Genomic DNA, 21,517 nt, shown 5'->3' on the forward strand with positions numbered 1-21,517 from the left:
ACAATTATACCTAAAGAGGCAAAAATTTATGTTGCAGGCCATAGAGGCCTTGTGGGAAGTGCAATTGTAAAGGCACTTATTGCAAAGGGTTACACAAATATTGTGACGCGTACTCACGAAGAACTAGATCTCACAGATACCCTTGCCACAGCAACATTTTTTAAAACAGAAAAACCGGCATATGTTTTTCTGGCTGCCGCAAAAGTGGGTGGCATCATAGCAAATAATACGTACAGAGCAGATTTTTTGTATCTCAACCTTATGATACAAAACAACGTGATACACCAGAGCTACAAGCACGGAGTTGAAAAATTACTCTTTTTAGGTAGTACCTGTATTTACCCAAAAAATGCACCACAGCCTATGCCAGAAGATGCGTTGCTCACAGGTACACTAGAGTATACAAATGAGCCCTATGCCATTGCAAAAATCGCAGGAATCAAGCTTTGCGAGAGTTACAATCTTCAGTACGGGACAGATTTTCTATCGGTAATGCCCACTAATTTATATGGGTACAATGATAATTTTGACTTTGAGAAATCACACGTATTACCCGCACTTATTAGAAAAATGCATCTTGCAAAACTCTTGTCAGAAGGTAAAAACGATGAGGTGTGTAAAGATCTAGAGGTTTCCGCTTTCGCGAAAGCGCAACCTATTCTAAAAAAGTTTGGAATCTCTGCCGAAAGTGTAGAGATATGGGGAACAGGTAGTCCTAGACGCGAGTTTTTATGGAGTCAAGATATGGCAGATGCCTGTGTACATATAATGGAGAAAACGAGCTTTGAACAAGTAAGAGGCGACAGTAATGAGGTAAGGAATACCCATATAAATATAGGTACAGGCATAGATATAAGTATAAAAGAGCTTGCTATGCTTATAAAAAGCACCGTAGGTTTTAAAGGTAAACTAGCTTTTGATACCTCAAAGCCAGACGGAACACCTCGTAAACTCACTAACGTAGATAAACTACACGAGCTAGGGTGGAAGCATACCGTAAACCTAGAAGAAGGTGTTGTAAACCTATACAACTGGTACTTAAAAAAGAAATAGATAAATCTTAAAATTTTAAGTAGGTCTACTACTTAAAATTAATAAGCTAGAAGCAATTGCATTTTACAAGCGGTGTGTCAGACACGGTAGTTTTAATAAATCATAATTGAGTATACTAAAATCCATAAAAGAGAGTGCTGCAGGCCGTAAGATGGCTGGCAACTACGTTTCGCTACTGTTTATACAGGCGGCAAATATTCTGTTACCTCTTATGTTATTGCCTTACTTAGTACGCACACTAGGTGTAGAAAAATATGGACTTGTATTGCTGGCACAATCTTTTTGCACCATTTTATATGTGTTTGTAGAGTTTGGGTTTAACTTAAGTGCTACCCGCAGGATATCTATTCTCAAAGACAATGACTCAGAAAAATCTCAAGTATTTTCGGCAGTGATATCTATTAAGTTATTGCTGGCTGTTGCAGTAGCGGTTGTGTATGCGATAATCATACTTACGTTTCCTAGGTTTAGGTTAGAGTGGGAGGTATATGCGTTAAGTTATGGTGTAGTAGTAGGGCAGGCATTGTTTCCAGATTGGTTTTTCCAGGGAATTGAGAAAATGCAGTTTATAGCAATACTCAATGTGCTTGCTAAAATCATTTTTACGGCTCTTATCTTCATTTTTGTACGTGAGGTGGGTGATTATAGCAATGTGCCATTATTCACCAGTATAGGCTTTCTTATAGCCGGAACCATAAGCTTTATCATAAGTCTCAAGTTTGTAAAACTCATTAAACCTTCAAAAAAGATGATGGGCGAACTTATGTTAGAGAGTAAAAGCATCTTTGTGTCTAATATAGCTGCACGTCTTTTTAACTCTGCAAATGTGTTTATAGTGGGGATGATTGCTGGAGATGCTATTGCTGGTATATACGGTAGTTTTGAAAAGATTTTTACGGCGGCCAAAGGTTTCTTTTCTCCCATAATGCAAGCTGTATTCCCCTGGCTCTCTGTACAAGATGAGGCAAAGAGAAGAGCGAGTATACGTAAGATGGCGCCGGCTATCATAATACTGGCGGGTATTTTTATAACCATCATACTTATCTTTGGAGAAGATATTTTACAACTGTTATTTGATGATCCCGCCATAACAGCTTATACAACTGCATTTAAGATATTATGTACTGCAACCGTTTTTGCAGGCCTTAATATGCTCATCCTTACCTTATACTTACCTGCTGTAGGCGCCTATGTAAAGCGTATGAATATACTATTAATAGGAGGCGTTTTAAATGTATTGCTCGCCTGTTTACTGGTGTCCATATGGCCTATTTATGGTATTGTGATAGCAGTAGTTTTTACAGAATTAGCGCTAGCGTTATTAAGTTGGGTGTATTTCTTTAAACAGTCTAAACCCCAAACGTATGCCGTCTAGACTTACCATTGTACAGACTGCATTACCAGATTATAGAGGAGGCTTCTATGATGAACTCTACAGATTACTGGACACAAATTTCTCACTATATGGTGGAGCTCATTATTTTGAGCCGTCTGTACAGACAGACAATAGTATTTTACATAAAAAATTAGAAAACAAATTTATACTAGGGAATCGTTTTTTATGGCAACGAGGAGTTAAACATCTAGCAGTAGAGCAAGGTATTGTTGTACTTGAGATGAACCCTCGCATATTGAGCAACTGGTGGTTATTATACAAACGGAAGTCTAAGGGGCTCAAAACCGTGTTGTGGGGTCACGCCTGGCCGCGAAAGGGTAAACATAGTCCTACAGATCGCTTGCGTCATAAAATGCGTAAACTAGCTTCTACCATCGTGGTGTATACTAAAAAACAGCAGGAAGAGCTACAAGAAAAAATGCCCGCAACACACATACTCGCCGCGCCTAACGCACTTATGAGTAGTGCAGTAATGAATGTCGCTGCAGGTAAACAACAACACCTTATTTATATAGGGCGATTAACTCCAGAAAAAAAACCACTCTTTTTAGTCCAAGCATTTAAAGCGTGTTTACCAGATCTCCCACCAGAAACAAAGCTTCTCATAGTAGGCGCTGGAGAAGAACAGTCTAAAATCGCTACATTTATAGAGAAACATCATCTTGAGAATCGTGTGGTTTTATATGGTCATATAAGCGACACAAAGGAGTTAGAACGACTTTATGCTTCAAGCTTGTTAAGTGTTTCGCCGGGTTATGTAGGTCTATCTATTACCCAAAGTTTTGGTTTTGGTGTACCTATGCTTATCTCTCGTGATGAACCGCACTCACCAGAAATAGAGGCAGCAATAGAGGGCGATAATGTGGTGTTTTATGAGACAGATGATGTGGTACGCTTTCGCGAAAGCGTAAAAAAAATATTCTCAAACAGGGAAGAGTGGATTGAAAAAAGAGATGCAATCTCCACCTACTGTCGCGAGCGGTATACGGTAGAGGCAATGGCAATGGTGTTTTATAAACTTACACAAGACAATGATAGGTAGACTCATCTTACTACTAGCTTATCTAGGGATAAGTGTTGTGCTGTTTGCAACTTTTGCAACAGATGTATGGGTGTGGATGTCATTTTTTATGAGCAACCTTGTACTGTTTGCATTGTTCTGGTGGCATTTATATCAAGAGCGCGAGTACTCACCCTTTATATCTGTATACATTGTTTTTAACTTCTTATTTTTTATCATAGCACCCATATTGCAGTTACGAGTTATAGGAGATAAGAATGCAGATTTCTTAACAAAGCTGCCTTACACATCTTCAGGTATTATTTATAGTAATGTATTAATAATACTTTTTACGCTCTGTTTTTTTGGAGCTTATACGTGGTTTAAAAAAACTAGAAAAACCAGAGTTATAGTCCCAAATTATAATAGAGATAAAAGATTACCTCTTGTGCTTTTTGGGATATTGGGTATTTCCTTACTCGTATTTATTGTAAGTATGGGGTTTGTTTTTAACGAGATGGCTCGTGCTGGATGGATGGCCTCATCCATAGGCCGCACTGCTTTACTTATATGGAAAAAGCTTCTTTTTGTAGTACCGCTAGGGGGTGTTATTTTATCTGTACAGTATTATAAACAGTCTAAAAAGACAGGTATAAATGTGCTTGCTGTGGCTGTTATGTTTGTTTTATTTATGATACTGCTATTATGGTTTAAAAATCCGCTAGTAGAAAAGAGAAACGCCTTAGGCCCCATTTACATTTCTATAATTTACCTCCTCGCACCTAGATTGCTTAATAGTAATGTGAAGACAATGTTTTTTATGTTTTTTACAATGGTTGTTGTGTTTCCACTTTCGGCTATTATTACGCACGCAAAGTCTTCTTTGAGACAGATTATTATACAGCCGCGTATACTTCTAGATGAGTTTGAAGGTGAGGGAATAGGTGAGGTTTTTAATACAATACATTATGATGCCTTTATAAATATAGTTGCTACGATAGATTATGTAAAGTACGAGGGCTTCTCATATGGATACCAGTTTTTAAGCGCATTTTTGTTTTTTATACCCCGTAAAATCTGGGAAGGAAAACCAGTGAGTACGGGGCAGCTTGTAGGTGAGCACTTAATAGACAACTATGAGTTTACGTATAGTAATTTATCTAACCCTATGGTATCTGAGGGATATGTAAATTTTGGGATTATAGGCGTTATATTTCTTGCCTTTGCTCTTGGGTATACAATAGTTTACTTTCTGACTTGGTTACATAGCCATATTCTCATTAAAAAAATTATGGCTTTTTACTTTGCGATACACTTACTGTTTTTCTTAAGAGGAGATTTTGCAAACGGATTTTCGTACTACGTAGGAACTCTTATAGGTGTTATGGGTATTGCTAGATTAATAGATTACCTTATCAAAAATGGATTAAATAATCAATATAAATGGAGGCAAAAACAAATAACAAAAGCTTAGTGTATCTAGAAGGAGCTTTGTTTCTTCTATTTGCATCAATACTACTACCTACAAATGTAAAATCTATTGCTGTGGGGTTGTTTTGTGCTGTCTCAGTTTATCATTTTTTCAAAAGTAAAAACACATTTAACACACGCTTTTTTCTAGTAAATGCTGCGGTTTATTTTCTAATAGTGATAACACTCATTTACAGTGATAACATCGCTTATGGAGTAAGAAAACTTACCTCTTTTTTGTCATTACTGTTATTTCCGCTCTGTTTTGCCTTGTTTTCAAGAAACGATATGAGATACCTCTATTCTCGGTTAGATAAAATGCTAGGAGTTTATCTTGTGACCGTTGTTCTTTTTAATGTGATTCCGTTTTTATGGTTTTACATTACACATTATAGTATTAGTGATATGCTCATTCATTTTCCTACTGTGATGCGTGTTGATGTGGGTAAATATGGTATCCACCCTATTTATCTATCAATGCATTGTAGTGTGGCAATTTTATTCTCAATGTTCATATTGCGCTCCTTAAAAAGTAAATGGAAAATAGTAGGAGTCTTATTACTTGATGCAATACTCATTTTGTTCTTACTGCTGTATGCAAAGAAGGGGCCTATTTTAGCCCTTATGATTGTCTCCACACTGTTTATACTATTTCAGCGCAAAAGAGCAATTGTACGGCCTTATATTTTTGCAATTCTAGGTCTTGTTGTATTGATGATTGCCATACCACGCACTAGAAATAAGTTTTTAGAACTTCAAAAAATTGAGGTGATTGGTGAGGGAGGACCTACGTCTACAAATATTAGATATACTATTTACGGCGTAGCAAAAGAACTTATTTATGAAAGTCCAATTTTAGGGTATGGTATAGGTGATTATAGGGATGTGCTCAATAAAAAATATGAAACCACAGGTAATAGTGTTTTAAAAGAAGGGAGATATAACACGCATAATCAGTTTTTGAGTTTATTAACCATAGGAGGAGTCATACTATTATTAGCTTTCTTAGGCACACTAGCTATAAATCTTGTCTTTGCAACACGGTTTAATAATGAACTTTTTATACTCGTTCTATTATTTTATGGCATTGTTATGTTAACCACAAATATTTTAGAGCGTGAGGCCGGAGTTATTTATTTTGCATTATTCTTTAACTTCCTTTCTGCCAGAACACTTTTTGTAAACCCCTCAGATGCCTCATAAAAAAGTTCTTCTTATTGGACCACTACCAGAGCCTACCACTGGTGTGTCGCTAGCAAATCAAGTTGTAAGTAGCGTGCTTAAAAATGAGGGCTATAACGTTACAGAGGTAAATACATCCTTTAGTTATCTAGATGAAGAGCTGGGCGTATTTTCCTTTAAAAAGCTTTGGCACAACCTTAAGTATAATACACAGGCGTTTAAAGTTTTTTCAAACCACATTATTTATTTCACTCCAGGACAAACGTTTTTTGGGGTTCTTAAATATGCAGTTTTTATAGTTTTTGCTGCGCTTTCGCGAAAGCGTATCATCACCCATATACACGGCAATCACCTAGGTACAGCTTACCATCAAATGACCGGTATAAAAAGATGGGTTACAAAGAAACTTATGTCTTTATCTAGCGACGGGATTGTGCTGTCTGAGTCATTAAAACCAAATTTAACACCCTTTCTAGATGAAAAAAATATTCATATTCTACCCAATTTTGCTCAAGAGTATTTAAAAACAGATATCACAAAAAACTACGCCTCTCCACGGTTTATCTATTTGAGTAACCTAATGCAAGAAAAAGGAATTATAATATTTTTAAAAACACTTCTAGAACTTCAAAACCATAATGTTTCTTACCAAGCTCAAATAGGTGGAGCTGTCACAAAAGAAATGTGGATGCAAGTAAAACCATTATTACTGCAACTCAAAAATGTAGACTATAAAGGTGTGGTAATGGGAGAAGAAAAGAAAGCCCTTTTTGAGTGGGGTAATGTCTTTGTGCTGCCTACATATTATAAAATGGAAGGGCAGCCCATATCTATCTTAGAAGCAATGGCAACGGGTAGTCTAATAATTACCACAACGCAAGGAGGAATACCAGACATTATAAAAAATGGAGAGCAAGGTCTCTTTGTTGAAAAACAAAATGTAGAAGATCTCGTTTTAAAGATGAAAAGTATTGCCAGTAATCCCAAGATTATTTCTGATATTGGGGTTAAAAATCAGGTACATTTTAGTAAAAACTTCACGATGAAGGCATTTACCAGTAGACTCATAACCATATTTAGAAAGTAGTGGAATACCAGAATTTAGATCAATATAAAACGCCAAAGGGTTTTCGTGGGCGGTCTGCTCTTATAGTACAACTATGGCGTGTGGTATATGTTATTTTCTTTAAACACTCTCCACAGTTTTTGTACGGCTGGAGACGTTTTATTTTGAGATGTTTTGGCGCACAAGTGGGCAAAAATGTCATCATAAGACCTAGCGCTCAGATAACCTACCCCTGGAAGTTAAACCTAGGTGATCACTGCTGGATAGGAGATGAGGTCGTTTTGTACACTTTAGGACCTATTACGATAGGTGCAAATGCCGTTATATCACAACGTAGTTATTTATGTACAGGCTCGCACGACTATCGCTCATCTCATTTTGATATTTATGCAATGCCTATACACATAGCAGAGAAGTGCTGGCTGGCTACAGATGTGTATGTAGCACCAGGAGTATCTGTAGGTGCTGGTACCGTAATAGGTGCTAGAAGTAGCGTTTTTAAAAACGTACCAGCAGGTAAGGTATGTATAGGTTCTCCACTAGTTATATTAAAAGATCGTATTGAATAATCTCACAGGCAAGCACATCACCCTCATCTCCCTTAACTTCTATCCAGAAGATACGGCCATAGGTTTATACAGTACCCAGATGGCAGAGTACCTGGAGCAGCAGGGTGCACATATATCTGTTATCACGGCCTTTCCGTATTATCCGCAATGGGAGATTGCTCCAGCATATCAAGACAAAGGGAGTTACTTACACGAGAAAAAAGGGTCTATAAACATTTATAGATACAAGCAGTTTACACCTAAGAGCCCCACCTTTTTAAAGCGTGTGGTACATATTACAGACTTTACGCTAGGCTCACGATTTAACTTTAAGCAAATAAAGGAATGCGATATTGTGATTTCAGTAATACCATTTACGAGCAGTGCGTGGTTAGGGAATACGCTTTCGCGAAAGCGTAATGCAAAACACTGGATACATATTCAAGATTTTGAATTTGACGCAGCTTTTCAATCCGGACTTGCCACCTCGTCAGAAAGTAAAAGTATTGCTTATAAAGGTTTAATGCGTTTAGAACGCTCTATTCTGGACAAAGCAGACTGTGTGAGCACTATAAGCCAGACTATGCTGGCTAAACTTAAAGAAAAGACCGATACCACAACCTATTACTTGCCCAACTGGATAGATGCTACAGAGAGTGACCCGTCTCAAGTGGTAAAACACCCATACTTTTCTAAAGACAAGTTTAGTATTCTGTATGCGGGTAATGTGGGTGACAAGCAAGACTGGTCTTTTTTTAAAAAAATAGTTGCTGCATTAGATTTTACAAAGTTTGAAGTAATTGTAGTAGGTGCAGGAGCAAAAATGGAGCTCCTCAAAGAGCAACTTAAAGACTCTAGTGTACAATTTTATGATCCAGTACCACTTGAAGGTTTAGCGAGTTTACTTGCTAGCGCAGATGTACATATCTTATTTCAAAAAGCCGAAGTTGTAGACACAGTAATGCCTTCAAAAATTTTAGGAATGATGGCAAGTGCACGCCCGTCTATAATAACGGGCCACCCAGATGCAGAGCCTGCAAAAATTATAGAGGCATCGCAAGGTGGCTATTATAAAAGTACCACAGATGCACAAGAGATTGTGGCTATTTTAAATAGTTTACGTACCAATAGTGATAAAGCAACGTTAATGGGGAGTAACGCAAGGAAATTTATACTACAAAAATATGCCAGAAAAGCGATTTTGAAAGACTTTACTGACGCATTGAGTATGTTATAGGAGCTTAGTTTTATAAGCAGTGAATACTTCCTTATTTTTACGGCAGGCAGATACTCATAAGATTTGCTACCCAATCAACCAATAATAGAGAATGAAGAGAGTTTTAATTACAGGTGCAGCAGGATTTTTAGGGTCACATTTATGTGATCGTTTTATAAAAGAAGGCTTTCACGTGATAGGGATGGATAATCTTATTACAGGTAGTTTATCTAATATTGAGCACCTTTTTAAACTAGAACATTTTGAGTTTCATCATCACGATGTGACCACCTTTGTACACGTGCCAGGTGAGCTAGATTACATATTACACTTTGCCTCACCAGCAAGTCCCATAGATTACCTTAAAATCCCCATACAAACCTTAAAAGTAGGTTCACTAGGTACCCATAACTTACTAGGTCTTGCAAAGGTTAAAAATGCACGTATACTCATAGCCTCTACTTCTGAGGTGTATGGAGACCCACTTGTACACCCACAAGATGAGGAGTATTATGGTAATGTAAATACCATAGGCCCTCGTGGTGTATATGATGAGGCAAAGCGTTTTCAAGAGTCTATCACAATGGCTTATCACCGCTTTCACGGTCTTGAGACACGCATAGTACGCATATTTAACACTTATGGCCCAAGAATGCGACTTAACGATGGTCGTGTCATACCAGCTTTTATGGGACAAGCATTAAGAGGAGAGGATCTCACGGTTTTTGGAGATGGTTTACAGACACGTTCTTTCTGTTATGTAGATGATCAAGTAGAAGGTATTTACAGGCTACTTATGAGTGATTACGTGTTTCCAGTAAACATAGGTAACCCAGATGAGATTACGATAAAAGACTTTGCAGAGGAGATTATAAAACTTACTGGTACAGATCAAAAGGTAATCTATAAAGACTTGCCTGTAGATGACCCTATGCAGCGCAAACCAGATATTACAAAAGCTAAAGAGATTTTGGACTGGACAGCTACCGTAGGTAGAGCAGAGGGTATGAAAAAAACCTTCGAATATTTTAAAAATCTTACACAAGAGGAGCTCTATAAAAGTGAGCATAAGGACTTCTCAAAGCACATACGTAAATAAGTATGGCGCAACGCGTAGGTAGATATTCAGTTTATATAAGGCCAGCAATTTATTGTATAGACCTTGCAATTATAGTGTTGCTAGCTAAGCTATGCCTTGTAATGAATGAAAACTTCTTGTTGTTTTCTATGTACATCATTGCTACGTGGGTGTTTACCGCAACCAAGTCAGGTTTTTATGAGGTATATCGATATACAAGACCCACGCGCATTGTCTCTCTTATTTTATTACAACTTGCCATATTTGCTTTATTAGTATTTGCTTTTTATGGTTTCTTTCAAGATGTAAACACATCACCGAGTAGTGTTATTTTTTATGTCTTATATGTATTTCTTGGCGTGTCTATCGTAAAGTTTGGCGTGTTTTATTTACTTAAAACTTATAGAACTGTGCTAGGCGGTAACCATCGTAATGTGGTTATTCTAGGTTGGAATAATCAAGCAGAGGAGCTCAAAAACTTCTTTTTAGAAAACAAGGCTTACGGGTATATGGTTAAGAGCACTTTTGATATAAATAACCCTAAAGTCTCTCTAGATGGTATTTTTAGGTATGTTTTAGAAAATAATATAGATGAGGTATACTGCTCTGTAGAGCAATTCTCAAATGAAGAACTTAGAGAAATCTCCGAGTTTACAGATAACAACCTTAAAATTCTCAAGTTTATACCAGATAGCAGAGAGATTTTTACAAAAAAACTAGAGTACCAGTACTTGGGGATTACTCCAATCTTATCATTACGTACCATCCCTATAGACACGCCTCTTAACCAATTTATAAAGCGTGCTTTTGACATTGTTTTGTCGGTAATTGTACTAGTAGGAGTTCTTTCTTGGCTCACACCTATACTCTCCATATTAATTAAGTTGGACTCAAAGGGAACCGTGTTTTTTAAACAAAAACGTAATGGCCTTGACTATCACGAGTTTTACTGCTATAAATTTAGGTCTATGAGACCTAATGAAAAGGCAGATCTTGAGCAGGTGAGCAAAAATGATGAACGCATCACTCGTGTAGGTCAGTTCTTAAGAAAAACAAGTATGGACGAGTTACCGCAGTTTATAAATGTCCTTAAAGGAGATATGTCTGTTGTGGGCCCACGACCACATATGGTAAGCCACACGCATATGTATGCAGAGCGCATAGATAAGTTTATGGTACGTCATTTTATAAAACCTGGTATTACCGGTCTGGCACAGGTAAGCGGCTACAGAGGTGAAGTGGAGACAGATGAGGATATTGTAAATCGCGTAAAGTTTGATATATTCTATGTAGAAAACTGGTCATTGTTTTTAGATATCAAAATAGTATTTACAACCGTTTATAAAGCCATAGTAGGAGATGAAAAAGCCTACTAGCCATACACCACAATCCTTAGTTTCTATTATAACTCCATTGTATAATGCGGCACGTTTTATACAAGCTTGTAGCGCAAGTATACAAGCGCAAACCTATCAAAACTGGGAGCATATTATTGTAGATGATGCCTCTACAGATGGCTCACTATCACTAGCAAAAGAGCTTGCTAGCACAGATAGTAGAATACGTGTTGTTACGCTTTCGCGAAACAAAGGAGCCGCCTACGCCCGTAATAAAGCTACTGAGCTTGCCAGTGGTGACTACATAGCCTTTCTAGATGCAGATGATCTTTGGCACCCCGAAAAATTATCTAAGCAAATTGCTTTTATGCAAAAGCATAATTGTGCGGTATCATACACCAGCTACATACATATAGATGATGAAGGTATACCCCTAGGAAAGCGCATAAATGCAATGTCTTCTCTTACGTATAGTAAACAGCACAAAAATAATTATATAGGTAATCTCACAGGAGTATACAATGCTAGCCTAATAGGCAAAATAAGCGCCCCTAGCATAAGAAAAAGACAAGACTGGGCATTGTGGCTTGAAGCCATAAAAAGAAGTAATAAAGAAGCCTTAGGACTTCAAGAGGATCTAGCTTTTTATAGGATAAGAGAAGGGTCTATGAGTGCAAATAAAGTACAACTAGTAAAGTATAATTTTAAATTTTACAACCAGCATCTGGAGTATTCTTGGTTTAAATCAGCATACTGGTTAGGGATTTTTTTAATGGAGTACTTTTTTGTGAGACCAAAATATATAGAAATCTACTAGAAAGCTATTTGCATCCAGATAGGTCTGTGGTCAGATAGGTAATACTTTACATAAGACTTAAACTTGCTGTGGTTTTCTTGCCATAAGTCTGGAAAAACTGCGTTATCAAAATCAAAAGTTCCATTTGCTTGAATGGTGTTTTTTAAAGAAGGTAAAAATGCTATTTGATCATACATCTTATCATCTGCAATGTTTGAGTAAACTTTAGTAGAATGTTTAGGAAGTTCTAGGCCACGTTTCACCAAGGCTTTATAGATGAGGTCACCAGGTTCTACTAGCGGCAAATTAAAATCTCCTAATGCAATAATTTTATCAGAAAAAGCATATTTAGAGTTTCCCATCAAATCTGTGTGTCTAGCTATCGCATAAGTTTCTAAAGCTCTACGATGAATGTTTTTCTTACTGTTACTCCCAAAGTAAGAGTGTACATTAAGTAAAACAAAATTTGTATTCCTCCATTGAAAAGACCCGAGATAAGGATTACGATCAAAGCCAGTAAAAGAACTAGTTACTCCAGGTAACTTGATATATCTGTGATCCTTAGGCGGGATTGCCACTTCTCCCACCATCTCGAGTTGCTTGACGACGCGACTATCAAATATGTAGGCAAACCGTTCATTATTACCAGCCTTATCAGAAAAAAGTAAGTTATAATGACTAGGTAACGCGGCTTCTATTTGTCTAAGACCTTCAAGGTTTACGTTTACCTCTTGTATGGCAATGAGATCAAACCAGTCTATAATTTCTGCAATAAGAGCGGCGTGTATGGTCCAGCGTTTATGAAGTCCTAAGTTTGCAATGTTCCAAGAAGCGATGAGTAACTTGGTTTTAGACTTTTGTGGTATGTGACGTTTTTCTTTATGAGCGAGTAATAGGTCTATCTGCTCTTTGACCGAAAAATTATAAGTAAATGCGGGTTTTGGAAAGGCTGGCATAACACAATATTTAAGAGTAAGATAGAGATTGTATTACTACCGATAAAGAGGTATTTGCCTATTTATGAAGTCAGAACTTATGGATAAGTTCAGTTATACTTTTGATGTAAACTGTTTTAATTTACCGCGGTCAGATCTATCCATTGTGGTTACTTTGATGAAATCTACATTTAATCCTTCTTCTAGATAGGTTGCTGTGGCTTTTTTAATAGCATCTTGTTGCTTGACAGTGAGTGATTTTTGTGCTGTGTAAATAAATATAAATGTATCAAGAGCGGTTTGTTCTATAACAAACTCTTGCACGTTACCGTCGTCTTGTATGATACTTTTGGTTACATAATAAAATGTAAGACCTGGGACTACTTTTCCGCTTGGGAGTCTAGCGATATCGTTTGTACGGCCTTGTAATTGTTCTAAAATAGGTTTTTTGGGAGTGCTTTTTCGCGAAAGCGCACCTATATCTCCTATGTCATAACGTATAAATGGATGTGCTTTATTATAGAGTGATGTGACTACAATACGACCTATTTCTCCATTGGGAACTGAGCGATTATTTTCATCAAGAATTTCAACAAAAAGAAGTTCGCTGTCTACCTGCAATTCATTGTCTTTATTTTGAAATGCAATGAGCCCAATCTCTGAGGCGCCATACTCATTAATAATAGGTACGTTGAGATATTCTTTTATAAGCTTACGGTCATCTGGAAAAAGCATCTCGCTTGTAACAATACAGGCTTTTAGAGTAGGGCAGACATCTGTGAGTATGAGCCGGTACTTTTTTAAATACTTTGCAAATAAAACAATACTGCTCGTGTACCCGTTTATATATTCAAATTTTGTTTTTTTAAATTTTTTATAAATAGACTCAAGGACTTTCTCGTTTAGATTAAAAATCGGGAAGCGGTATCTATTGCTTAAAAAATCTTTGAGGCGCTCTTTTGTGTACCCAATAGCGTTGAGCGGAATACCATAAAATCGAGCTTGTTTAGAGCGGTCTAAATCAAGATCAAACCACTGGTATCGATCTATAAAAGAGGCCCAAGTGAGTGCGTGTGCGTCCTTATCTTTTGCAAAAGTAAAAGGTGTGCCAGAGGAACCAGATGTTTTACCTATGTACACATTTTTGAGATGATATATCTCTGAGAGTCTTTGCTCTAGTGGTTGTTGTAAATCTTTCTTTGTGAGTACTGGTAGTGTTTCCCAGTCTTTTTCATCCCTCTCTAAAAGTAGGTTTTTATAAAAAGAGTTATAAATCTCGTGATAGGTTACTATGGTCTTTTTTTGTTCTGAAATGTAGTTTTCATATTCACTTTCTGGTATGCTTTGAATACGTGTTAATTCTGCTTTTGCAAAATCAGTATCAAACCCTCGCATTCGTAACGCTCTATTAAATAGTTTCAAGTCACCTTAGTTTTGAACACCAAAATACAAAACACGATTGAAAAATATAGAGACATCGCATCTATTTACACAAGCAAAACTTATTTTTGCTCTTAAACCTAAAAACTAATCAAATGAACATCTTAATCTTAGGCTCTGGAGGACGTGAGCATACATTTGCATATAAAATTGCTCAAAGTAATCACTGTGATGCATTGTTTGTAGCTCCTGGTAATGCCGGGACCTCACAAATAGCAACAAATGTTGCCATAGGAGTTACAGATTTTGATGCGATTAAAACACTTGTCATAAAAGAAGAGATAGGGATGGTAGTAGTGGGGCCAGAAGACCCGCTTGTACAAGGTGTTTATGACTTTTTTAAGGCAGATCAATCACTTAAAAACGTAGCTGTTATAGGACCTAGTAAAGTAGGTGCAGCGCTAGAAGGAAGTAAAGAGCGTGCAAAAGAGTTTATGATGGCTCATAATATACCTACGGCGGCTTACGAGGCTTTTACGGCAGAAACACTTGATAAGGGACAGGCATTTTTAGAAACACTACAGGCACCTTATGTATTAAAAGCAGATGGTCTTGCTGCAGGAAAAGGGGTTTTGATTATAGACAATCTTGAAGAGGCAAAGCAAGAGCTAGCAAATATGCTGGGAGGAAAATTTGGCGATGCAAGTGCAACCGTAGTAATTGAGGAGTTTTTAGACGGTATAGAACTTAGTGTATTTGTACTCACAGATGGTAAGAACTATAAAGTACTCCCTACGGCAAAAGATTATAAGCGTATAGGAGAGGGAGATGTAGGTCTTAATACTGGTGGTATGGGCGCTATAAGTCCAGTACCATTTGCAGATGATGCATTTATGCAGAAAATAGAGGAGCGCATTGTAAAACCTACGGTAAACGGACTTTCTAAGGAAGACATTGAGTACAAAGGTTTTATTTTTATAGGTCTTATCAAAGTAGGAGATGACCCTAAAGTAATAGAGTACAACGTGCGTATGGGAGACCCAGAGACAGAGGTGGTATTACCACGTATACAGTCTGATCTTGTAGAGCTTTTTATGGCAGTAGATGCTCAAACGTTAGATAAACAGGAGTTTAAACTAGACCCAAGAAGTGCAGCAACGGTTATGCTCGTATCTGGAGGTTATCCAGAAGCATATGAAAAAGGTAAAGTCATTACAGGCCTTGATACGGTAAAAGATTCACTTGTTTTTCACGCAGGAACTACAGAAAAAGATGGGCAAGTAGTGACAAATGGAGGACGTGTTATCGCAATTACATCCTTTGATGATGATTTCAAACAAGCCATAAAAAAATCCTATCAAAATATAGAAAAACTACATTTTGATAGGATCAATTATCGTACAGATATAGGCTTTGACCTATAAAGTAATATTAAATGTTGCTCTCGAGCTCGCTGTTTTTACCTAAAAAACCGTGAGCTTTTGCTTCACGATACTCAGTATCATTTGCATCGTATTTCTTGATTTCCATAATCCAGTATACGATTGCAGCAGCACAAATGAGCATAAAAATCCAGTTTACACCATTTGCAAGCCACCAGTTACTTAGTTCTACCTCTGCAAGTGCATTAAAGGGTGCAAATAAAGTTGCTTCTGCAAATTCTTGTACTCCTTCAAAAAATCCTCTCAAACTCATAATGTTGTATGTTTACAATATTGAAATCTTAATTGTACATCCGTAGATGTGTCTGCAAAAATAGGAAAAAAACTAGCTATGCTCACAAGATTTTTTGGTACTTCAAAACCACTAGCCGTGGTGCTCGTATTTATTTATATGACTCTGGGCTTTTTTTATAGTAATAGAGAGCAGTTTGTAACGCCATTTAACTGGCAAGAAGTTATTCGACTAGTTGGGATGTGGCTACTTTTTATAAGCACAATGTTTATACTCAATTTTGTGGCTCAAAAAAATGATTTAACTAAACGTAGTACTTACGGCGTATTGCTTTTTGCCGCTTTTAGCCTCTCATTACCAGTGGCTTTACGAGATGGTGCGATACTACTTGCAGGCTTTTTTATACTCATAGCCTTGCGACGCATTATAAGTTTTAAGTCTGAGTTATATATGGAACGCAAGATTTTTGACGCCACCTTATGGATTCTTCTTGCTGCGCTCGCATTTTATTTTAGCTGGTTGTATTTAATAGCAATTTACTTAGGGCTTTTATTATATAATATTTCAAACCCGAGATATTTACTTATTCCTTTCATAGCATTTATATCATTTACAGTCATATATTACAGTTTTTTACTTCTGCAAGCAGGAGCTCCGGGAGATGTTACGATTGTATTTGAGTCTGTTTCTTTTGATTTTGGAGCTTATAATAAAGTCAAAATTCTTATTCCCATTGCCTTCTTCATAGCATTAATGTTATGGACAGTATGGAAATATCTGGGTGAGCAAAGAAATGCCTCTTCTGGGGCAAAGTCTCGATACTCTGTAATTTTGGGATTACTCGCTGTAGGATTACTAGTGATCGCACTCTCAGCAAATAAAACAGGAGCAGAGTGGTATCTTATTATACCTGTAATGACCATTATAGTAAGTAATTTTTTAGAGCATACAGAAAGTCAAGTATTTAAAGAAAGTTTGCTGTGGCTTATTGTCCTTCTTCCGGTATTTATAAACTACATCGCATAGTGAAGCTCGATATATCCTACATAGAGAATGAGTTAAAAAAAAGGTGTAACCTTCCCTATGTGTGGAACAGAAAGCAAAATGATACTTGGGATGATGCGACTAAGATTATTTATAAAACGATGTCTTGGGAAACACTTTTAGCTCAAATAGAGGAGCAACAAAGGGAGCATAATTTTCCCGCACAAGATTTCTTTAACTATGCCATAAATAGATGGTACAACTTCTGGAGTGCACAGGCTGTAGAAAAAATTTTTACAGACCTACCAGGTTTTGCTCCTAACCCAAATCCGGTAGAAGACCACTACGATTTTAGATGGCTAGGCGAGCGCATAGACCATAAAACAAGTATATTTCCAAAAGGATTTGGTGAGAATTACGCTTTCGCGAAAGCGCACAAAACACAACTCATACAGTGGTTTTACAAGCACCAAAGTACCGGACAACGCTTTCACCTCAATAACAGGTTATTTATAGTCGTGCACGACCAGAACGGAGAACACTGGAAACTAAAATCCGAAATAGCACTTATAAAATCCATCATAGAACCCTACGGAAAACAGAAAACACCAGCAGTAATGGAAGTCCTCTCCCTAGAGAAAGGAAAGGAAACAATGGCAGATATTATATGGGTGAGTAGATGAATTATATAGGTTCAAAACATAGATTATCTTCCTTTATACAAGACACTATACATAGCGTGTGTGGGCAAGATCTAAGCGACTTAGTTTTTTGCGATCTCTTTGCAGGCACGGGCACAGTAGGTAGGGTATTTAAATCTCAAGTAAAAGCCATCATAGCAAATGATCTTGAGTTTTATAGCTACGTTCTCAATCGTAATTATATAGGAAATTATAAGAGTTTTGAATATAATGACCTTATAGAAAACCTACATTCATTACCACTACAAAAGGGTTTTATTGCCGCACAATATGGAGAAGGAGGTGTGGGTAATCGGCTATATTTCAGCAAGCATAATGCTCAAAAAATTGATAGCATACGCACAGAGGTTGAAAGATGGTATCGCAATAAAGCAATAAGTACAGATGTCTACTATTTTCTACTAGCCAGCCTACTTGAGAGTGCAGATAAAATTGCAAACACAGCCTCTGTTTATGGATCTTATCTCAAAACTATAAAACCTAGAGCCGCAAAGAGTATGGTCATTACTCCGGCTACTTTTGAGATTACAAACACAGCTCACCAAGTGTTTCAAGAAGATGGTAACGAGCTTATTACAAAAATAAGCGGAGATATTTTATACATAGACCCACCATATAATGTACGGCAGTATGGTGCAAATTATCACATACTTAATACCATTGCAAAATATAATATCTTTGCACCACGAGGAAAAACAGGTCTTCCCATCTATAATAAAAGTGCTTATTGTAGTAAGAAAACGGTAGTCTCAAGCTTTGAACAGCTTATAAAAAATGCTCAATTTAAGTACATTTTTGTAAGCTATAGTAATGAGGGTTTAATGAGTCCATCAGTAATTAAAAAGGTGATGAAACAGTATGGTAGATATGATGTAAAAACCACTAGTTATAAACGATTCAGAGCAGATAAAACAGCTAGCCGTCATCACAAAGCTAGCAGCACAATAGAGTATTTACACATTTTAGAAAAACAATAATATGTTTACAGATAAGGCAAATGCCATTTTTAAAGAAGCGATAGACATCTATCACGTAATTAACACCGTAGATCAACCTTTTGTCAATAAATATGATAAAAATGAAGATGTACTAGGGCACTTGCTATACCGTAAATGCTGGATAGATACTGTACAATGGCATTATGAAGATATTATACGTGATCCTCAAATAGACCCTGTGGCTGCGCTTACACTTAAACGTAAGATTGATGCCTCAAACCAAGATCGTACAGATATGGTAGAGTATATAGACAGTTACTTTCTTGAGAAGTATAAAGATGTAACTGTAAAAGAAGGAGCAACAATTAATACAGAAAGCCCAGCTTGGGGAGTAGACCGTTTATCTATACTTGCTTTAAAAGTATATCATATGCAAGAAGAAGCAACTCGTGAAGATGCAAGTGATGCACATAGAGCTGCTTGCCAGACTAAGCTAGATGTTTTACTAGAGCAACGCGTAGACCTCTCTACAGCAATAGACAACTTACTTGATGACATCTCAAAAGGATACAAGTATATGAAGGTATACAAGCAAATGAAAATGTATAATGATGATGAGTTAAACCCAGTACTCAGAAACATTAAAAAATAATGAACCCTTACGCGCGATACCGTTTTTTATTTTAAAGAGCGGTATCGTGCATTCTTACAATGGCTAGACAAAAACATATTCTCATCATTCGGCTCTCTGCAATGGGAGATGTAGCGATGACGGTGCCTGTGGTTTACGCTTTCGCGAAAGCAAATCCAGACATAAAAATATCTTTTCTCTCAAAACCATTTTTTGAACCCATTGTAAGCTCCATACCTAACCTTGAATTTGTTGCTGCAAATGTCACTTCAGAACATAAAGGAGTGATGGGTATATGGAAACTCGCACGCGAGCTGAAAAAGCGAGGCATCACACACGTTGCAGACTTGCACAATGTGATACGTTCTAAAATGCTTCGTACCTTTCTTAATCTGCCTAGTGCAACTCTAGATAAAGGAAGAGCCGAAAAGAAAGCACTCACTAGAGAAAACGATAAGAACTTTACACAACTTGCTACAACTGTACAGCGCTACAAAGAAGTTTTTGACAACCTAGAATTTAAAGACCTAGTTCCAGAGGTTTTACCAAAACCCAATAAAGCGCCAGCAATCATTGAGTTTACAGCAGGCTATAGTCGTAAGTGGCTGGGAGTAGCACCTTTTGCCGCTCACCTAGGTAAGCAGTATCCTCTAGATTATATGAAAATGGTAGTAGAAGGAATAGACCTCTTAAATAAGTACGATATCTTTCTTTTTGGAGCACCTTCAGAAGTGACTATACTCAATAACCTCTCAGATACCTGTAAAAATGTAAAGGTCGTAGCTGGAGCACTTAAATTTAAAGAAGAACTTAATCTTATAAGTCAGCTAGACGGGATGCTTTCTATGGATAGTGGTAACGCACACCTCGCAGCAATGTATGGCGTGCCTACGATAACACTCTGGGGAGTAACGCATCCCTACGCAGGGTTCACTCCATTTAATCAAGAAGAGCACTGTATAGTGTCAGACAGAAAAAAGTATCCAAAAATCCCAACCTCAATATATGGTAATGTAGTGCCAGAAGGGTATGAAGATGTAATGAAAACCATCTTACCAGAACGGGTAATAGATAAGATTAAAGCAACTATCTAGTATTACATACTATGCGCGCACAGTAAAATTGTGCTATATTTGTGGTATATTATATAACTATGAGCACAACAAAACCTACCCTTAACGACTTACTAGGCATTACTCACCCTATTATTATGGCACCTATGTTTCTGGTGTCTAACGTGGCAATGCTAAAAGCCGGAATGGAGAGTGGCATTGCTGCTTGTGTGCCAGCACTTAATTATAGAACTATAGAAGAGCTTAAAGCTGCCATTACTGAGCTTAAAGCGGCAAAAGTACCTGGAGGAGCCTTCGGGATAAATCTTATTGTAAATAAATCTAATATGAAGTACCCTGCACAGCTGGAAGCAGCTTGTGAGCTAGGTGTAGACTTCATTATCACATCTCTCGGGTCACCTAGAATGGTTATCGAGAAGGCAAAACCAAAGGGAATTAAAGTATTCTGCGATGTTACAGACTTGAGCTATTCAAAAAAGGTAGAAGCAATGGGTTGTGACGCACTAGTTGCAGTAAATAATCAAGCAGGAGGTCACAGAGGTAATATCGCTCCAGAAGCACTTATAAAAGAGCTTAATGAAAACTGCGCGATACCAGTAATAACTGCCGGTGGAGTTGCAAACAAGAGTGACCTAGACCGTGCAATGTCTTATGGCGCAATAGGAGCAAGTATAGGAAGCCCTTTTATAGCTTCAGAAGAGGCACCTGTATCGCAAGAGTACAAGCAAGCTTGTGTAGATTATGGTGCAGAAGATATTGTGATGACACAAAAAATATCTGGAACACCGTGTACAGTTATTAATACTCCTTATGTTCAAAAGATAGGAACAAAACAAACCTGGTTAGAGGGTATTCTTAATAAGAATAAGAAGCTCAAAAAATGGGTGAAAGCCATTCGTTTTGCAAAGGGTATGCGTGATACCACAAAGGCCGCACAGGGAGCTACTTATAAAACCGTATGGGTTGCAGGACCATCTATAGAGCAAACCACAGCGATAGAGCCTGTGGCAACTATTATCAAGAAGTTTATATAGAAGTACGCTTTCGCGAAAGCGTAAA

21 protein-coding genes are annotated in these 21,517 nt (G+C 37.3%); 18 read left to right on the top strand and 3 right to left on the bottom strand.

The features are described from left to right. Window positions 1–6 precede the first annotated feature (6 nt). The 11 genes from I597_RS03195 to I597_RS03245 all read left to right on the top strand — a co-directional run bounded on the left by I597_RS03195 (window position 7) and on the right by I597_RS03245 (window position 12,163). On the top strand, window positions 7–1,053 hold the full coding sequence (locus I597_RS03195; RefSeq protein ID WP_081965038.1) for a GDP-L-fucose synthase family protein: 1,047 nt from the start codon (window positions 7–9) through the stop codon (window positions 1,051–1,053). Window positions 1,054–1,159: 106 nt separating this feature from the next. Further along, window positions 1,160–2,428: an oligosaccharide flippase family protein gene (locus I597_RS03200; RefSeq protein ID WP_035326245.1), complete on the top strand. Its 1,269-nt coding sequence runs from the start codon at window positions 1,160–1,162 to the stop codon at window positions 2,426–2,428. Beyond that, window positions 2,418–3,491, top strand: a complete 1,074-nt coding sequence (locus I597_RS03205) for a glycosyltransferase (RefSeq protein WP_052111856.1) — start codon at window positions 2,418–2,420, stop codon at window positions 3,489–3,491. Before I597_RS03200 ends, I597_RS03205 begins: the two co-directional genes overlap by 11 nt. Next, window positions 3,481–4,923 (top strand): O-antigen polymerase, encoded by a 1,443-nt coding sequence (locus tag I597_RS03210; protein WP_035326246.1) that lies wholly within the window; start codon window positions 3,481–3,483, stop codon window positions 4,921–4,923. The genes I597_RS03205 and I597_RS03210 overlap by 11 nt, the downstream gene beginning before the upstream one ends. After that, on the top strand, window positions 4,893–6,122 hold the full coding sequence (locus I597_RS03215) for an O-antigen ligase family protein (protein ID WP_035326248.1): 1,230 nt from the start codon (window positions 4,893–4,895) through the stop codon (window positions 6,120–6,122). The genes I597_RS03210 and I597_RS03215 overlap by 31 nt, the downstream gene beginning before the upstream one ends. Then, window positions 6,112–7,188 carry a glycosyltransferase family 4 protein gene (locus tag I597_RS03220; protein WP_052111858.1) on the top strand — a complete coding sequence of 359 codons (1,077 nt, stop codon included), beginning with the start codon at window positions 6,112–6,114 and terminating at the stop codon, window positions 7,186–7,188. Before I597_RS03215 ends, I597_RS03220 begins: the two co-directional genes overlap by 11 nt. Then, window positions 7,188–7,736: a putative colanic acid biosynthesis acetyltransferase gene (locus I597_RS03225; RefSeq protein ID WP_035326250.1), complete on the top strand. Its 549-nt coding sequence runs from the start codon at window positions 7,188–7,190 to the stop codon at window positions 7,734–7,736. Before I597_RS03220 ends, I597_RS03225 begins: the two co-directional genes overlap by 1 nt. After that, window positions 7,729–8,952 (top strand): WcaI family glycosyltransferase, encoded by a 1,224-nt coding sequence (locus I597_RS03230; protein WP_035326253.1) that lies wholly within the window; start codon window positions 7,729–7,731, stop codon window positions 8,950–8,952. The genes I597_RS03225 and I597_RS03230 overlap by 8 nt, the downstream gene beginning before the upstream one ends. Window positions 8,953–9,043: 91 nt before the next feature. Next, window positions 9,044–10,030 (top strand): UDP-glucuronic acid decarboxylase family protein, encoded by a 987-nt coding sequence (locus tag I597_RS03235; RefSeq protein WP_035326256.1) that lies wholly within the window; start codon window positions 9,044–9,046, stop codon window positions 10,028–10,030. Window positions 10,031–10,032: 2 nt separating this feature from the next. Beyond that, on the top strand, window positions 10,033–11,385 hold the full coding sequence (locus tag I597_RS03240) for an undecaprenyl-phosphate glucose phosphotransferase (protein ID WP_035326258.1): 1,353 nt from the start codon (window positions 10,033–10,035) through the stop codon (window positions 11,383–11,385). Continuing rightward, the gene (locus I597_RS03245) at window positions 11,369–12,163 is read left to right on the top strand and encodes a glycosyltransferase family 2 protein (protein WP_035326261.1); all 795 of its coding nucleotides are present in this window, start codon (window positions 11,369–11,371) and stop codon (window positions 12,161–12,163) included. Before I597_RS03240 ends, I597_RS03245 begins: the two co-directional genes overlap by 17 nt. Here I597_RS03245 and I597_RS03250 read toward each other — a convergent pair. Beyond that, window positions 12,160–13,098, bottom strand: coding sequence for an endonuclease/exonuclease/phosphatase family protein (locus I597_RS03250; RefSeq protein WP_035326267.1), 939 nt, complete (start codon window positions 13,096–13,098; stop codon window positions 12,160–12,162). The genes I597_RS03245 and I597_RS03250 overlap by 4 nt on opposite strands. A 93-nt stretch (window positions 13,099–13,191) precedes the next feature. Next, the gene (locus tag I597_RS03255; protein WP_316931559.1) at window positions 13,192–14,499 is read right to left on the bottom strand and encodes a phenylacetate--CoA ligase family protein; all 1,308 of its coding nucleotides are present in this window, start codon (window positions 14,497–14,499) and stop codon (window positions 13,192–13,194) included. A 113-nt stretch (window positions 14,500–14,612) separates the two neighbouring features. Here I597_RS03255 and purD point away from each other — a divergent pair, with 113 nt between their 5' ends. After that, window positions 14,613–15,881 (top strand): phosphoribosylamine--glycine ligase, encoded by a 1,269-nt coding sequence (gene purD / locus I597_RS03260; protein WP_035326272.1) that lies wholly within the window; start codon window positions 14,613–14,615, stop codon window positions 15,879–15,881. Window positions 15,882–15,888: 7 nt separating this feature from the next. Here the strand turns inward: purD and I597_RS03265 are convergent, their stop codons facing one another. Next, the gene (locus I597_RS03265; RefSeq protein WP_052111860.1) at window positions 15,889–16,152 is read right to left on the bottom strand and encodes a DUF6341 family protein; all 264 of its coding nucleotides are present in this window, start codon (window positions 16,150–16,152) and stop codon (window positions 15,889–15,891) included. 78 nt (window positions 16,153–16,230) lie between these two features. On the opposite strand from I597_RS03265, the gene I597_RS03270 reads away from it, so the two are divergent. From I597_RS03270 to I597_RS03295, 6 genes are read left to right on the top strand one after another with little or no spacing between them, the layout of a single operon-like run. Next, the gene (locus I597_RS03270) at window positions 16,231–17,157 is read left to right on the top strand and encodes a DUF6427 family protein (protein WP_035326275.1); all 927 of its coding nucleotides are present in this window, start codon (window positions 16,231–16,233) and stop codon (window positions 17,155–17,157) included. Between the two features lie 59 nt (window positions 17,158–17,216). Beyond that, entirely contained in the window at window positions 17,217–17,798 is a 582-nt protein-coding gene (locus tag I597_RS03275) for a hypothetical protein (RefSeq protein WP_152594962.1), read from the top strand. After that, window positions 17,795–18,793 (top strand): DNA adenine methylase, encoded by a 999-nt coding sequence (locus tag I597_RS03280; protein ID WP_035326278.1) that lies wholly within the window; start codon window positions 17,795–17,797, stop codon window positions 18,791–18,793. The genes I597_RS03275 and I597_RS03280 overlap by 4 nt, the downstream gene beginning before the upstream one ends. A gap of 1 nt (window position 18,794) precedes the next feature. Continuing rightward, the gene (locus tag I597_RS03285; protein ID WP_035326281.1) at window positions 18,795–19,406 is read left to right on the top strand and encodes a DUF4254 domain-containing protein; all 612 of its coding nucleotides are present in this window, start codon (window positions 18,795–18,797) and stop codon (window positions 19,404–19,406) included. A gap of 59 nt (window positions 19,407–19,465) precedes the next feature. Further along, window positions 19,466–20,479, top strand: a complete 1,014-nt coding sequence (locus I597_RS03290; protein WP_052111864.1) for a glycosyltransferase family 9 protein — start codon at window positions 19,466–19,468, stop codon at window positions 20,477–20,479. A gap of 59 nt (window positions 20,480–20,538) precedes the next feature. After that, window positions 20,539–21,492 (top strand): NAD(P)H-dependent flavin oxidoreductase, encoded by a 954-nt coding sequence (locus I597_RS03295; protein ID WP_035326288.1) that lies wholly within the window; start codon window positions 20,539–20,541, stop codon window positions 21,490–21,492. Window positions 21,493–21,517: the final 25 nt, after the last annotated feature.

Origin of the sequence: Dokdonia donghaensis DSW-1, from assembly GCF_001653755.1 — a bacterium.
Classification (GTDB): Bacteria; Bacteroidota; Bacteroidia; order Flavobacteriales; family Flavobacteriaceae; genus Dokdonia; species Dokdonia donghaensis.

Excerpts from the sequence above, each read along its gene's own strand:
- I597_RS03205 (WP_052111856.1), top strand. The coding sequence starts at position 2,418 with ATGCCGTCTAGACTTACCATTGTACAGACTGCATTACCAGATTATAGA.
- I597_RS03210 (WP_035326246.1), top strand. The coding sequence starts at position 3,481 with ATGATAGGTAGACTCATCTTACTACTAGCTTATCTAGGGATAAGTGTT.
- I597_RS03215 (WP_035326248.1), top strand. The coding sequence starts at position 4,893 with ATGGAGGCAAAAACAAATAACAAAAGCTTAGTGTATCTAGAAGGAGCT.
- I597_RS03220 (WP_052111858.1), top strand. The coding sequence starts at position 6,112 with ATGCCTCATAAAAAAGTTCTTCTTATTGGACCACTACCAGAGCCTACC.
- I597_RS03235 (WP_035326256.1), top strand. The coding sequence starts at position 9,044 with ATGAAGAGAGTTTTAATTACAGGTGCAGCAGGATTTTTAGGGTCACAT.
- I597_RS03240 (WP_035326258.1), top strand. The coding sequence starts at position 10,033 with ATGGCGCAACGCGTAGGTAGATATTCAGTTTATATAAGGCCAGCAATT.
- I597_RS03245 (WP_035326261.1), top strand. The coding sequence starts at position 11,369 with ATGAAAAAGCCTACTAGCCATACACCACAATCCTTAGTTTCTATTATA.
- I597_RS03250 (WP_035326267.1), bottom strand. The coding sequence starts at position 13,098 with ATGCCAGCCTTTCCAAAACCCGCATTTACTTATAATTTTTCGGTCAAA.
- purD (WP_035326272.1), top strand. The coding sequence starts at position 14,613 with ATGAACATCTTAATCTTAGGCTCTGGAGGACGTGAGCATACATTTGCA.
- I597_RS03265 (WP_052111860.1), bottom strand. The coding sequence starts at position 16,152 with ATGAGTTTGAGAGGATTTTTTGAAGGAGTACAAGAATTTGCAGAAGCA.
- I597_RS03270 (WP_035326275.1), top strand. The coding sequence starts at position 16,231 with ATGCTCACAAGATTTTTTGGTACTTCAAAACCACTAGCCGTGGTGCTC.
- I597_RS03280 (WP_035326278.1), top strand. The coding sequence starts at position 17,795 with ATGAATTATATAGGTTCAAAACATAGATTATCTTCCTTTATACAAGAC.
- I597_RS03285 (WP_035326281.1), top strand. The coding sequence starts at position 18,795 with ATGTTTACAGATAAGGCAAATGCCATTTTTAAAGAAGCGATAGACATC.
- I597_RS03290 (WP_052111864.1), top strand. The coding sequence starts at position 19,466 with ATGGCTAGACAAAAACATATTCTCATCATTCGGCTCTCTGCAATGGGA.
- I597_RS03295 (WP_035326288.1), top strand. The coding sequence starts at position 20,539 with ATGAGCACAACAAAACCTACCCTTAACGACTTACTAGGCATTACTCAC.